The organism is Paenibacillus sp. UNC451MF, assembly GCF_000686845.1.
In the GTDB taxonomy this organism is placed as follows: domain Bacteria; phylum Bacillota; class Bacilli; order Paenibacillales; family NBRC-103111; genus Paenibacillus_S.
The window spans coordinates 244649-258687 of record NZ_KK366025.1 but is presented as its reverse complement, the minus strand read 5'-3'; the positions used below and the strand labels follow the sequence as shown (position 1 = coordinate 258687).

Here is a 14039-nt window from a genome sequence, read left to right as displayed (position 1 = left end):
GGTCATAACTAATGGAAAAGATGATACGGATCAAGAAAGCAGGACTCATAACCGGTGCGGCGGTTATCATTCTCCTGGTTATTGTGATGATAATTCAGCCTTGGGAAAAGAAAGGAGCGGACCGAATGGTTTTATCCATGCAGAGGACATATGAGAATCCGTTCACATTAGATCAGGAATGGGAAGATTACGGGATCGGCGACCCCTACGTTCTCCGTTATGACGGCAAATATTATCTGTATTGCAGCACGAAAGACCGGAGAGTCGGGATCAAGGCCTGGAGCTCCGATGATCTTGTGAACTGGCGCTATGAAGGCTTGGTGACGGAGGAGCCCATTAGCGTTGGAGCCTATGCACCGGAGGTTGTCTATTGGAACGGAGCGTTCTATATGTACACCTCTCCGGCGGGCAAGGGACATTACGTCTTGCAAAGCGACAAGCCGACGGGACCCTTTATGAAGAAGACGGATAATCTCGGCTTGACGATCGACGGCTCCGTCTTTATCGATGACGATGAGAAATGGTATTTCACGCATGCCAAATTCGGTGGCATTATGGCGAGCCCGATGACCGATCCGTACACGATCGAACCGGATAAGCAGCTGAACACTTCGCTCGGGCATTGGACGGAGGGGTCGATGATTATCAAGCGCAACGGACGCTATTTCATCACCTACACGGGCAATCACGTGTTCAGCAGAGGATATCGCGTTAATTACGGAGTAGCTCACAAATCTCCGACAGGAACCTATACGATACCGGAGAACAACCCGATCCTGATCTCCACCGACAACGACTTCAACGGGCTCGGCCACAGCGCCACCGTGATGGGCCCGGACCTCGATTCATATTATATGGTTTACCATAATCTGATCGGCCGTTCCGCGGAAGGACCGCCGGTACGCAAGCTGAACATGGATCGTCTCGTATTCAACGGTGACAAAATGGCGGTGCTTGGACCGACGCACGGAACTCCACAGGAAGCGCCAAGGCTTCCCGAATTTCAAGATCTGCCGGGTGCGACACCATCCCAAGATAAGTGGGAGTCGGCTGTTCAACCCGGTGGTGATGAGACCCTACTGAGCCGAACAAGCTCAGGCAGCCGTTATACGGCGGAATACAACTTCAGTTTGAAGCAAGTTCCTAATACAGGGCATGCATCTTCCTTGGATGTAGTATTTGCATACAGGGATTCGGGGAATTTCCGCATAGCTCGGGTAGAAGCAACGACGATGGAGCTGAAGTTGATCGATCGCGTGAACGGGGTCGAGGCAACGGCTGCAGTGATTCCGCTGCCCAAGGGCACCGACCTGACGAAGCTGCACACGGTTCGCATCGAGTCGGATTCAAGCGGCACGAAGCTCTACTGGGACGGGCTGCTGAAGATAGAGCAGGCTGCTATGACAGCCGAGCCGGGACGCATCGGCTATGCATGGCCGGAAGGAGCCAAGCCGGACCTGCACTACACCGCTTTCTCTAATGAAGCGGGGGGCAGCAGCGATTCGAAGGTGATTAAGCCGCTGCCGGGAGCGGTAGAGGCTGTTCATGGAGAACGTGACGGCAATGCGGTCATTCACTCGGGAATAACACCCGATGGCAGCGATGCCGTGGGCCTGACGAAGAAGGGCGATAGGGTCTCGTTCCCGGTGAATCCTCGCCAGGACGGATCATATCTAATCTCCGTTAACGTTTCCAAATCCTCGGCTGGCTCCACGCTGGTGCTTGAAGCTGGCGGACGAACAAAGGAAATTAAGCTGGATGCTTCCTTATTCGCAGAAGATTCAGATTGGACAAAAGTACCTCTGGGCGCGTTTGAGATGAAAACAGGTCCGCAATGGCTGACGATTCGCCTCCAGAAAGGCGAGGCTGCCTTGAGGTTCATGGAGGCAGGTCTAACAGAGCCCGTGCCGGAGCAATCGGTCATCAAGCCGTCCGACGTCGGTATTGTGAATCGTTTCGGCGGTAATTCCGGGTGGACGGACTATACCGTAAGCTTCGATGTGACCCTGAAAGAAGCTGCGAAGGACGAACTAGGCGTCCTGCTGCGGACAACCAACGAATCTGAATTCCGAGATCAGGTCAAGGATGCTTACATGGGCTATGCGCTTGTATTTCGGGGTGACAAGGTCGTCCTGACTAGAGTGAGCTACGAGAAATTAGCGGATAAGGTGTCCGGTTCCCTTGCTTTTAGTCCCGGTCAGACTCGCCGGATTACCGTAAAGCTGCAGGGAGCTTCAATAGCTGTTTACTCTGACGGCAGCAAGGAACCGGTCTTGAAGTGGACGGATCCGTCTGCGTTCCTTGAGGGCAGAGTAGGGCTAAGGGGCGTTTCGACGGCCTGGACCGTATCGCCGCTTACTGTAACGAAGAACAAATAAATAGCTAGAACTGAGGGAGTGGAAGAAATCAGATGACAACTAAAAAATATATAAAGAACTATCCAAGGCCTCAATTCGTGAGGGAGAACTGGGTCGATCTGAACGGAGAGTGGCGCTTCGGCTTCGACGATACCCGCACCGGTGAAGCCGAGGGCTGGCAGCGAAGCTTCGGGGGAGACCGCAGCATTGTCGTCCCCTTCACATACGAGACGAAGGCTAGTGGCATCGGGGAAGAAGCTCATCATCCGTGCGTCTGGTACAATCGACAGCTGGATATTCCAACAACGGCTGAAGGCAAGCGCATCCTCTTGCATTTTCAAGCGGTCGATTATATAGCCAAAGTATGGGTTAACGGTGAATGCGTCGGAAGGCATCAGGGCGGTTATGCCGCATTTACGTTCGATATCACTCCATACGTAATTTTCGGGTCCTTAAACGAGCTTACCGTCAAGGTGGAGGACAGCAAGGACGCTACCCAGCCGCGAGGAAAGCAGCGGTGGGTGGACGATAATTTTGAATGCTTCTATGTGCAGACGACGGGGATCTGGCAATCCGTTTGGCTGGAATACGTCGAGCAGGAATACGTCGATTCGGTAAAAATCACACCGGACCTTGATTTCAATAACGTTAAATTCGAGTACCAGGTTAAAGGAGAGCTTCACGCCGGCAGAGGGTTAAGGTTGGAAACGATCATCACCATGAAGGGCCGCCAGGTCAAACAGACTAGCTTGATGATCGACCGCCCTTGGCTGTCGTTAGAGGTCGACCTCATTCACGAAATGAACGGACCGTGGAAGCGCTGCTATTGGTCGCCTGCGCATCCGAATCTGTACGATGTGGAATTTATTCTTTACCGTGATGACGAAGTGATTGACCATGTCTACTCCTACTTCGGCATGAGAAAGATATCCATAGAGAAGGATAAAGTGCTGCTGAACAATGTTCCGATCTATCAGCGCTTGCTGCTCGATCAAGGCTATTGGCCGGACAGTCACTTGACGCCTCCTTCCGAGGAAGCGCTGATCGAGGATATTGATCTCCTTCTGGAGATGGGCTATAACGGTGTCCGTAAGCACATGAAGGTGGAGGACGCCCGATTCCTGTATTGGTGCGATGTCAAAGGCGTGCTGGTCTGGTCGGAGATGGCGGCCACCTTCGAGTTTAACGATCAAGCCGTGCAAAATTTCACAACCGAGTGGATGGAGGTTGTCCGCCAGCAGTATAACCATCCCTCCATTATTACATGGGTTCCTTTCAACGAATCTTGGGGTATTATGAATATTTTCAAGGATAGTAGACAGCAGAAGTTCACCGAAGCGATCTATCATATAACCAAGGCGTTCGATCAGAACCGCCCGGTGGTGACGAATGACGGTTGGGAGCATACGGTATCCGATATCTTGACACTGCACGATTATGTGGAAAAGAAAGAGCGCTTCCTGAAGCGCTACGCAAGCAAAGAGGACATTGTAAACAACCGGAAAACGTTCAATCAATGGAAATATGCCTTCGCTGACGGCTACAGCTACCAGGGTCAGCCGATTATCATTAGCGAATTCGGCGGCATCGCCTTCAAATCTGACAAAGGCTGGGGGTACGGAGGACAGGTGGCCTCGGAGGAAGCGTTCCTTGAACGGTTCCGCGGCATTCACGAAGCGATCAAACAAACGGATTACATCGTCGGGTACTGCTATACGCAAATTACCGACGTCCAGCAAGAGGTGAACGGTCTGTTGACAGAGGATCGCAAGCCGAAGGTGCCGATGGAGAAGATCAGGGAGATCAATCTTGCCTGAAGAAGAGGAGCGGTCCACGCCGAGCCTAAAAGACAACCCTCCATATGGGGTATACCAAAATTATCCATCTTGAGCAGCTGCAAAGCCATGGAATGACTAAGTAATAGTTAACAGACCGTCAAGAAATCTTTCTTGACGGGTTTTTTATATGTAAATTAATAATTCCTGATAATAAAAGTGGGTGGAGATGGATACCCTTCAAGGCTCCACCAAGATACATATATAGAATCACACATAATAACAAGTATTACGACAATTAGAGCATTCGTTACGCGGGGGACGAATGATAAGCTAAATAGTATCCCAACCATAACGATTTCCAAGGCACGAAAGAGCAGGCGAATGGCGAATTGAGGGAAATCCTTGCCAACCGGCAGCTGAGGATTTGTTCTTGAACGTCTTGCAGGTGAAAGTTATGGACGGTCCGTCTGCACTCTCATCGGAAAAAGTAGAAACGGAATCGATGGTTGGTGCACAGATAAACGATGGGTACGTTCTGTTCAGCAAAGCGGCCTAAAACAGCAGGAAGCCATCGTGTTCCCTGCTATAAGCAGCGATTCGGCGGATATCGGACGGGAATGGACGTTTTGGGTAGCCGATGATTCAAATGAGGGAGGGAACTACAAGTGACCGAGAAGCCGAATATCGTTATCATTATGGCTGACCAGCTCCGGTGGGATGCATTCGGCGATCATACACCGAACATCAATCAACTAAAAGCAGAGAGTGTCGTATTTGACCGGGCGTACTGTGCATCGCCTCTATGTGTTCCTGCCAGGGGAGCTTTTTTTACCGGCAAGTATCCTAATATAACGGGCTCGCTGATCAATCCATGGACGGAGCAAGAGAAGGAGCACGGCATGGTTCGCCCGGGACATACGAACTTGTATGAGCTGCTCGAGGAGCACTGGGACAGCTGGCATACCGGCAAGCAGCATCTGTACACCGAACCTAAGCTGGAGCACAGCGAGAACAACACAACCCATTGGCTTCACCTGGAACAGCGATATGAAGCGTTTCTGAAGACCAACGGGAAAAAGAAGCCGGGAGGACCGGCATTTCAAGGACCCGTGCCAGAGCAAGCCTTCGGTAAAATAACACGAATGCGCAAATATTCGATTCCAACTGTCGGACGGTATGAGGAGGAGCTTGACTATTTCTTCGACGGGTTCATTCTCAACGATTCTTTGGAAGCGATTCGCAATAGAGACCGAAATAAGCCATTTGCGCTTAATGCCATGTTTCTTGCACCGCATCCACCTCTTGAAATTCCGGAGCCGTGGTATTCGATGATCCAGCATGTGAAGCTGCCGGATAATGTTGGTATGTGGGCTGACAATCAATCGCCGCTTCAGCTGTACAATTTGACAGGAATGCTGGGGACTTCCTATACCCGCGAAAAGTGGGAAAGCATATGGAAAGTGTATATCGGACTTGTCGCACTGCTCGATCATTGTGTCGGAAGACTTCTCACTGAGTTGAAACGGGAGGGCTTGTACGACAACACACTCCTATTGTTCACCAGTGACCATGGGGAAATGCTTGGCTCGCATCAGCTATGGCAAAAGATGTGTATGTACGAGGAATCGGTGAAAACCCCGTTGTACATGAAGTTCCCGTCAGAATTTAAACCCATGGTTAAAAGGTCAGACGAGGTGATCAGCAGCATCGACGTGCTTCCAACACTATGCGAATATCTCGATATCGAGACACCTGATGGTGTGTCGGGTCTGTCCTTAATGCCGCTGATACTTGGAGAGCAGGAACAACTCGAACGCGATCGGATCTTCATCCAGTTCGATGGCAACGGGACGCGGAGCAACTTTCAACGATGCGTGATCGAGGGAGATTTTAAGCTCATCGTTGACCTATTCAAGGATGAAATATTTATCGAGCTTTACGATGTAACGAATGACTCGCAGGAAATGACTAATTTGGCATTTCAGTCGGATGAGCATGGCAGCCAGATCGAAAGGATGCTGGACGGCTTAAGGCAATACATGCAAAATACGAACGATCTGCTTAAATTGCCAGACGACTTGTATGACCGCTTTTTGGGGGATTACGCACAATTTAAAATATAAAGTCGAGCGATATTGTAGCTAAGAGAGTTTTACTAACTATAGAGTTTGAAGTAACTAACGAAGGAGGATACGAATATGCAAATCAAAATCGGTTATATCTCATTTACGCTCTTTTTATCGGTAGCATTGCTTGCAGGCTGCAGTTCCGCCCCTCGTGGCGAAGAAAATATCGATCAACAGCAGCAGCCCGTTACGTTGAAATTTTATACGGGTGACAAGGATTACGAAAATAGGTTCAAAAATGAAATTGCTGACAAGGTGAAAGCAAAGTATCCGTATATTTCCTTTGAATTCCAAGCCGCTGACAAAGGCAAGGAAATTAAGGACCTCGTACTCGCAGGTGATAGTCCGGATCTGTATTATCAAGGCTTATCTGCACTGGATAACAGTCTTGTGAATTTGAATTTGCAATACGACCTGTCTGATATGATCAAGAAAACGGGCTTCGATCTGAACCGGATAGACCCAGCGTACTTGGACATTATCCGCAGTGCATCGCAAAGCTATGGCGGCACTTATTTTGGTCTACCTGTTACCACGTTTACCCCTGTGTTGTACTACAATAAGGACATTTTTGACAAATTCGGTCTTCCTTACCCAAAAGACGGAATGACTTGGGATGAGGCTTATGATTTGTCTGTCAAGCTGACGAAAGTGGTTGACGGTGTGCAGTACAAGGGGATAACGATGAATTTTCAGTATTTATTTGATAATAATCAGCTGGCAGCTCCTTATTTACATCCTAAGGAAGATAGGGCAGCGGTCAACACGGATGAGTGGCGCTCTGTTTTTACGACACTTGGCAGGTTTTATCAGCTTCCACTGGACAAACCGCTTGACGAACGGAGCCGGGTCAAAGAGGTGAATGATTTCACCAAGGAACGGATCTCCGCCATGCATGCGGACGTGACCGCAGCAATCGAGAGCTTCCCGAGCGATTTTGTCAACTGGGATATGGTTTCGCTACCCACGATGAATGAGGCAAGAGCCACTAACGCGCAGCTGAATCCGCGGTTTTACTACATCATGAGCTCCAGCAAATACAAGGAAGATGCGTTCAAGGTTATCGATTTCGTTCTGTCTTACGAGATGCAACTGGCGGCAAGTAAAGCTGGAAAGGCAACGGTGCTAAGCAATGAAGATGTGAAGAAAGCATACGGTCAGGATTTTGCGATGCTAAAAGGGAAACACACAGGTGCACTCTATATCAATAAACCGGTAAAGCCGGCTCCTTCCCGCGATTCCAAGCTGACGACGGTTCCAACGGCAAGCATTGCGAGTAAGGTCTTCAATGAGTACATCAAAGGTACGAAGGACATTAACACGACTTTGCGCGATTTCGACGAGTCACTTAACAGAGCCATCAAAGAGGCGAAAACAAAATAATATAAATCGTGTCGGATAGGGCAGAGGAGACCGTAGTATATACCAAAAGTTCCTCCGGATAAGTTCTTGATTTGTGTGTAGCTGGGGGATCACCGGATAACAGCTTGCGGTCATACTTATAAAAGAGGCTTGATTGTTTGAGCCTCTTTTGCTTATTTATACAGGAAGCAATACTCAGCTACAAAGTGCGCCATGAAGCAAACTTCCTATTAAATTGTCGCGGGCTTTCGCCAGTATGCTTCTTGAAAAATTTCGAGAATGAAAACAAATCATTAAACCCGAGATCTTCGGCGATTTCGGAAATGCTTTGTTCTCTGTAACGGAGCAGCTCCTCGATTTTCTGGATACGTACATGATCGATATAAGATTTCAAATTTTCTCCGGTAATCTCTTTGAATTTCTTCGATAGATGGCTGCGTGTATACGATAGCTCTTCAGCAAGCTCGTTGATCGTGATGGCTCTTCCGTTTCGCTTATTTACCTTTTCCATAACAAGCTTCACTAGCAGCTCGGAGGAATCGTCCGTTCTATGGAATTCGTCGGACCGAACGTAATGAAGCATCGTCTCAAGAAAACCGTTAATAAATGTTTTCTCGTAACTCCTGTAAGGGGATTCATGAATCACCGTCTTGAAAGAGGAGACGAGCCTGCTCGTGAACTGGTTGCCGTGAATGATTCCTCCCCATACAGGAAGGTCATCCTCTTCACGCTCGAACTTTAAGGTAAGCCAAGAAACGCCTTGCTTATTATATGTAAATCCATGCTCCCAGCCTGGAGGAACCAGCAGCATATCACCCATTTCCAGAGAAAGCTCTTCGCCGAGCATTCTGCTTTGGATTACACCTTGAGTGACGATTTCCAGCTGCCAATACTCATGCGTATGCAATTCTCTAAAAGATTGATACGTCCGCGAGCCGAAATAAACGGAAAGCACTTTGGATTTCATAAACATCCTCCCTAGACGTGGAAAGCAAATTAAGTTACATCACACATTTTTACAAGTAATGTGATTATTCGGACATTCGTTTCCTGAAATATACATGGTAAGTTAAAGGTATTATAAAACAATAAAGTCCGCGCTAACAAGGCGATGAAGTCAGGAATTTTAATCATTAATTCATACTGGGGGAAATGAGAATGAGCAACCAATTATCTGAGAATCTTGAATATAAGAACAATAAGGTCGGACCTGTAACCGTCGTCATAGTGGGCGCTGGTCACCGCAGCCTTATTACGCCTCATGCGCCAAGCAGCATCCTGAACAAATGAAAATTGTCGGAGTCGTCGATCCAGATGACGAGCGTAGATCTCTAACCAAGGAGAGATTTGAATTATCTGAAGCATGCTGTTTTGCTGATATCGAGGAATTTATCAGAAAACCTAAGATGGCAGATGCCGTTATTAACAGCACAATGGACCATTTGCATGTTTCAACTTCGATTCCTTTGCTTACGGCCGGATATGACATTATGTTGGAAAAACCGATTGGCATTCATGCGGACGAAGTATTGAATCTGTATAATGAAGCGCAACGCTGTGGCAGAAAAGTAATGATTTGTCATGTGCTTCGATATGCGCCATTCTACGAATCTATTCGTCAAAAAATAGCGGATGGAGTCATTGGTGATATTGTCAGCTTGACGACAACCGAGAACGTCACATATCACCACATGGCGATGGCTTATGTCAGAGGAAAATGGGGGCGTCAGGATAAAAGCGGTTCCTCCATGAGCAGCGACTGTGGAAGGCATATGTAACCTACAATACCCATTTGGGTGTTACGATGAGCGACGAGGATTTGGCGGAATCGCTGCGGAAGGATAGCCCGTACGGTCGCTGTGTCTGGCATTGCGATAACGACGTGGTTGATCATCAAACGGTAATTATTGAGTTTGCTGACGGTAGTACGGCAACGCATGTAATGACCGGAGGCGTTTCTAGGCCATGTCGTTCCATTCATATTGTGGGGACAAAAGGAGAAATTCAGGGAGACATGGAGGAAGGCTGTTATGTCATTCGACATCCCGATGCCCGCAAAGGCCACATCTATTCCGAGCAACGAATCGAGCTTGGGGTGTCAAAGGATATGCATGGCGGAGGTGACTTGCTTCTTGTCGCCGATTTCGTCAAGGTACTAAAGGGGGCAGCACCATCGATTTCCTCCACGTCTCTGGAGAAGTCGATTTACGGACACTTGATCGGATTTGCGGCAGATCAATCGCGACTCGAACAAAGAACCGTTGAGCTCCAGCGAATATAAACCATTCTAACAGACTGCTTCGGAGGGGATATGGATATGAGAAAAGAACACCCTAACCTCATCATTATAATGGCGGATCAACTAAGGCTGGATGCCATCGGCAGCTATACCCCGAACATAAATCAACTGAAAGAAAACAGCGTCGTATTTGAAAGAGCTTACTGTGCCTCTCCGATTTGTGTACCCGCACGCGGGGCATTCTTTACCCGTAAATATCCTAACGAAACCGGGTGTTTAATCAATAGAGGAGAGGATAAGCATTCCCGAGTAAGCCCCGAGCATCCCCATCTATATGGGCTTATGGAGGATACGTGGGACAGCTGGCATACAGGGAAACAGCATTTACAAATGGCACCCAGCTTGGATAAGTCCCCTGACAGTAAAACCAACTGGAGGAAACTCGAGGGCAGATATGAAGCGTTCTTACAGGAAAATAACAAGCGAAAACCTGACGGACCGAACTATCGAGGAATCGTACCCGAAATGACGAATGGAACGATTACTCGTCCAAAAACCTATTCGATACCGACTGTTGGCTGTTACGAAGAGGAATCAGAATACTTTATTGACGAGTTTATAGCAAGAGACTCAGTTGAAGCTATTAGAAGGCGGGATCGGACCAAACCGTTTCTTCTCAACGCAATGTTTCACGCTCCTCACCCACCTCTGAATATTCCTGACCCCTGGTTCTCCAAGGTCGAAGAGGTGGAACTGCCAGTGAATGTCGGGGAATGGTACAGTAATCAGTCTCCACTTCAATTGTATAACTTGACCGGTGCGATTGGAGCCCGATTTCTTCAAGTTTACAGCGAGTTCAAAGTATGAGTTAAACGTAAAAATTTCCTGTTTAAACCCTTTACCATTTTACCATTAAATGGTATTATGAATCCAATACTTTTAAATGCAATGATGAGAAAAGTAAATGAAGCGTTCTTCCACAGAGAGCTCCGGCAGTTGAAAAGGAGTGAAGAATTCTTGATTGAAGAAAGCCTCTGAGCAGTACATCGGAACCTAAGAGGGGATGGTGTAACAGGAGCTCCTGTTATAGAGCTAGAGTATAATTATCTGTGTAGTTTATAGATAACGTACTTGAAGAGGCTGATATGGCGACATGTTTGCGAATCCGGGTGGTACCACGAGCACAAAATCTCGTCCCTGAGACTATAAGTCTTGGGGGTGAGATTTTTTTTATTTGTAAGTTTCGATATCCTTGAATATTTGATTGCGCAGGTTACTGTAGTTTGAAATATGATGTTATGGGAGAGTGAAGAAAATGGAACAACGTTCCGATTTTTATAGTCTAGGTATAGACGAGTTAAATAAGCGTTATCAAGAATTACAAGAAAAGTACAATGAGTATAAGAGTCAGGATCTCAAATTAGATATGTCGAGGGGCAAACCTTGCCCAGAACAGCTTGAACTTTCCATGGAAATGCTTGATGTTTTGAAATCCGACGAACGATTAGCTGCTGTGGATGGTTCGGACTGTCGAAATTATGGGGGAGTTGATGGAATACCTGAAGCGAAGGAATTATTTTCTCAAATGCTTGAGGTGAGTACAAAAGAAATTATCATTGGTGGGAATTCTAGCCTGAATATGATGCACGATACTCTAGCTAGAGCGATGCTTTTTGGTATTAGTGAAGGTGAACTGCCATGGTCTGAACTTCCCAAAATTAAATTTCTTTGCCCTAGTCCAGGTTATGACAGGCATTTTGCTATATGCGAACTCTTTAATATCGAGATGATAACCATAGAAATGAAACATGATGGTCCCGATATGGATACTGTTGAAATGCTTGTAAGCGAGGATGATTCAATCAAAGGGATATGGTGCGTTCCTAAGTACAGTAACCCTGATGGAATCACCTACTCTGATGAGACCGTAGATAGACTTGCTTCCATGAATCCAAAAGCAAGGGATTTTAAGATCTTTTGGGATAATGCATACATCATTCATCACCTCACTAATAAGCCCGACCAATTGAAAAATATTCTTAATGCTTGTAAGGCCGCAGGGAATCCTAATCGTGTTTATATGTTCAGTTCTACGTCTAAAATTACGTTTCCTGGTTCTGGTGTTGCTATGTTAGCATCTAGCGAAGAAAATTTGAATTTTATGAAGAAACAGATTGCTGTTCAAACGATTGGTCCTGATAAGATAAACCAACTTCGACATGTTCGTTTTTTGAAAAATATAGATAATCTTAAACTGTACATGGAGAGGCAAGCAGCCATAATTAAACCAAAATTTGATTTGGTATTAGATTATCTAGAGTCGGACCTGGGCGGCAAAAATATTGCCGTGTGGAATAAACCTAATGGGGGGTATTTCATTAGTCTTAACATATTAGACGGTTGCGCAAAAAGCGTTGTAAAAATGGCAGCAGAAATTGGTGTCACATTAACGAATGCGGGAGCTACGTATCCATATGGAAACGACCCGAGGGACCGAAACATAAGAATAGCTCCTACATTCCCATCCATTAATGAACTGAAAATAGCAATCGATGTGTTATGTGTCTGTGTACAATTAGTAAGCATAAAGAAGATTTTAGACAACAGATAAGAAATTTCAAAGGCTGCCGCAGCATATTGATCGGCAGCCTTCTCCTCTTATTTGACAGTATAGTGTAAAAAGACGTTTAACTATGTAAATGTCAAAAAATGTACCTAAAAAAGCATATCGAATCTTCTGTTCCTGTGGTATCCTACATACAAACAACTTTTTGAGGTGAAATGTATGCAGTCGACTGTAGTGCCAACAACTTATTCAAGAACAAATCCATTTCAAGCGCAAGTTCTCAAGAATGAAAATTTAAATGGAGCAGGTTCTAGCAAAGAAACAAGGCATCTCGAGCTATCGCTAAAAGGATCTGACCTTTCATATGTTCCAGGTGATTGCCTTGGTATTATCCCTGAAAATGATCCAGAACTAGTGGCTTCCCTTCTTGAAGAAATGAAATGGGATGCAGAACTGCCTGTTTCAGTTAGTAAGCAAGGCGATACACTTCCATTAAAAGAAGCGTTAGCAACACACTTCGAAATTACGCTATTGACAAAAAAAATTATCCAGCAGGCTGCGGGGCTTTCAGACAACGAAGAGCTGCAAAAGCTTGTGTCGGATGAAAATATAAATCAGCTGAAAGAATATGCCGACGGACGTGATTTGCTTGATTTGTTAAGAGATTTTGGTCCATGGAAAGCTTCAGCACTAGAGATTGTTTCTTTATTAAGAAAAATGCCGCCACGTCTGTACTCCATTGCAAGCAGCATTGCCGCTAATCCTGAGGAAGTACATCTCACTATCGGTGCTGTGCGCTACACGGCTAATGGACGCGAGCGTAAAGGAGTTTGCTCAGTTCAATGCGCTGAACGTCTTCAAGAAGGAGATACGCTTCCGGTATTTATTCAACAGAATAAACACTTTAATCTGCCAGAATCTCAAGATAAAGATATTATTATGGTTGGTCCAGGAACAGGTATTGCTCCTTTCCGTTCCTTCATCCAAGAACGTGCAGTAAATAAAGCGCCTGGTAGATCATGGCTATTTTTTGGAGACCAGCATTCAGCATCGGATTTTCTGTATCAGAACGAGTTAGAAAAGTATCAAAAAGACGGGGTATTGACAAGATTAGAGGTTGCTTTCTCCCGAGATTCGGCACAAAAAGTATATGTACAGCATAAAATGCTTGAAAACAGCAAAGAATTGTTTGAATGGTTAGAAAATGGAGCATACTTCTATGTTTGCGGAGACAAGCAATATATGGCGAAAGACGTCCACAACACACTTATCGACGTGATTGAAAAAGAAGGCTCGATGACCCGTGAAGCAGCTGAAGCATATCTAAATGGCATGCAAGAGCAAGGTCGTTATCAACGTGACGTATATTAAAATAAATATTAGTTCGTAGCACTAATAAAGAGTGACTTTATTCCGCAAATAGCGAAATAAGAGGGTCACTCTTTTTTTACATGTTTTTCCGCTCTCCACTTTGCCGCTAGGTAACCTAGGTGGGTCTTTTTAGCGTTCACAAGTAATAAGGTAACCGTTATATCCAGTAGGTGAAAATTGAATAGTAAATTCCATTGTTTATTTGGGCTGGAAACTATAAAATAAAGGTAGCAGAAATGA

At 46.1% G+C, this 14039-nt stretch carries 12 protein-coding genes and 1 other annotated feature; of the genes, 11 read left to right on the top strand and 1 reads right to left on the bottom strand.

The features are described 5' to 3' along the window. Positions 1–11: 11 nt before the first annotated feature. From BP97_RS38395 to BP97_RS0133570, 5 genes are all read left to right on the top strand, one after another. Entirely contained in the window at positions 12–2378 is a 2367-nt protein-coding gene (locus BP97_RS38395; RefSeq protein WP_081824495.1) for a family 43 glycosylhydrolase, read from the top strand. 32 nt (positions 2379–2410) lie between these two features. Next, positions 2411–4174, top strand: a complete 1764-nt coding sequence (locus BP97_RS0133590; RefSeq protein WP_028552993.1) for a glycoside hydrolase family 2 protein — start codon at positions 2411–2413, stop codon at positions 4172–4174. A 391-nt stretch (positions 4175–4565) separates the two neighbouring features. Beyond that, positions 4566–4691 carry a hypothetical protein gene (locus BP97_RS41545; RefSeq protein ID WP_269321944.1) on the top strand — a complete coding sequence of 42 codons (126 nt, stop codon included), beginning with the start codon at positions 4566–4568 and terminating at the stop codon, positions 4689–4691. 109 nt (positions 4692–4800) lie between these two features. Beyond that, entirely contained in the window at positions 4801–6258 is a 1458-nt protein-coding gene (locus BP97_RS0133575; RefSeq protein ID WP_028552992.1) for a sulfatase family protein, read from the top strand. 75 nt (positions 6259–6333) lie between these two features. Next, positions 6334–7644, top strand: a complete 1311-nt coding sequence (locus BP97_RS0133570; protein WP_028552991.1) for an ABC transporter substrate-binding protein — start codon at positions 6334–6336, stop codon at positions 7642–7644. Positions 7645–7822: 178 nt separating this feature from the next. Here BP97_RS0133570 and BP97_RS39315 read toward each other — a convergent pair whose 3' ends face one another. Next, positions 7823–8590, bottom strand: coding sequence for a helix-turn-helix transcriptional regulator (locus tag BP97_RS39315; protein WP_028552990.1), 768 nt, complete (start codon positions 8588–8590; stop codon positions 7823–7825). A 191-nt stretch (positions 8591–8781) separates the two neighbouring features. On the opposite strand from BP97_RS39315, the gene BP97_RS41540 reads away from it, so the two are divergent. From BP97_RS41540 to BP97_RS38375, 6 genes are all read left to right on the top strand, one after another. Next, positions 8782–8913 (top strand): hypothetical protein, encoded by a 132-nt coding sequence (locus BP97_RS41540; protein WP_269321943.1) that lies wholly within the window; start codon positions 8782–8784, stop codon positions 8911–8913. Continuing rightward, complete coding sequence (locus tag BP97_RS41360) at positions 8910–9401, top strand: Gfo/Idh/MocA family protein (protein ID WP_028552989.1); 492 nt, start codon at positions 8910–8912, stop codon at positions 9399–9401. Before BP97_RS41540 ends, BP97_RS41360 begins: the two co-directional genes overlap by 4 nt. Before the next feature lie 26 nt (positions 9402–9427). Beyond that, a complete protein-coding gene (locus BP97_RS41355; protein ID WP_028552988.1) occupies positions 9428–9904 on the top strand; it encodes a hypothetical protein in 477 nt (158 codons plus the stop codon). A gap of 36 nt (positions 9905–9940) precedes the next feature. Then, positions 9941–10729 carry a sulfatase-like hydrolase/transferase gene (locus BP97_RS38380; RefSeq protein ID WP_051621191.1) on the top strand — a complete coding sequence of 263 codons (789 nt, stop codon included), beginning with the start codon at positions 9941–9943 and terminating at the stop codon, positions 10727–10729. A 72-nt stretch (positions 10730–10801) separates the two neighbouring features. Further along, positions 10802–11064: a binding site (T-box leader), on the top strand. Between the two features lie 113 nt (positions 11065–11177). Then, positions 11178–12473: an aspartate aminotransferase type Ic gene (locus BP97_RS0133540; protein ID WP_028552987.1), complete on the top strand. Its 1296-nt coding sequence runs from the start codon at positions 11178–11180 to the stop codon at positions 12471–12473. Positions 12474–12647: 174 nt separating this feature from the next. After that, the gene (locus BP97_RS38375) at positions 12648–13799 is read left to right on the top strand and encodes a sulfite reductase subunit alpha (protein WP_081824492.1); all 1152 of its coding nucleotides are present in this window, start codon (positions 12648–12650) and stop codon (positions 13797–13799) included. Positions 13800–14039 lie beyond the last annotated feature (240 nt).

What these genes read in the sequence shown, in the direction of transcription:
- BP97_RS38375 (WP_081824492.1), top strand. Translation starts at nt 12,648, where the DNA reads ATGCAGTCGACTGTAGTGCCAACAACTTATTCAAGAACAAATCCATTT.
- BP97_RS0133590 (WP_028552993.1), top strand. Translation starts at nt 2,411, where the DNA reads ATGACAACTAAAAAATATATAAAGAACTATCCAAGGCCTCAATTCGTG.
- BP97_RS41540 (WP_269321943.1), top strand. Translation starts at nt 8,782, where the DNA reads ATGAGCAACCAATTATCTGAGAATCTTGAATATAAGAACAATAAGGTC.
- BP97_RS0133570 (WP_028552991.1), top strand. Translation starts at nt 6,334, where the DNA reads ATGCAAATCAAAATCGGTTATATCTCATTTACGCTCTTTTTATCGGTA.
- BP97_RS38395 (WP_081824495.1), top strand. Translation starts at nt 12, where the DNA reads ATGGAAAAGATGATACGGATCAAGAAAGCAGGACTCATAACCGGTGCG.
- BP97_RS38380 (WP_051621191.1), top strand. Translation starts at nt 9,941, where the DNA reads ATGAGAAAAGAACACCCTAACCTCATCATTATAATGGCGGATCAACTA.
- BP97_RS39315 (WP_028552990.1), bottom strand. Translation starts at nt 8,590, where the DNA reads ATGAAATCCAAAGTGCTTTCCGTTTATTTCGGCTCGCGGACGTATCAA.
- BP97_RS41355 (WP_028552988.1), top strand. Translation starts at nt 9,428, where the DNA reads ATGAGCGACGAGGATTTGGCGGAATCGCTGCGGAAGGATAGCCCGTAC.
- BP97_RS41360 (WP_028552989.1), top strand. Translation starts at nt 8,910, where the DNA reads ATGAAAATTGTCGGAGTCGTCGATCCAGATGACGAGCGTAGATCTCTA.
- BP97_RS0133540 (WP_028552987.1), top strand. Translation starts at nt 11,178, where the DNA reads ATGGAACAACGTTCCGATTTTTATAGTCTAGGTATAGACGAGTTAAAT.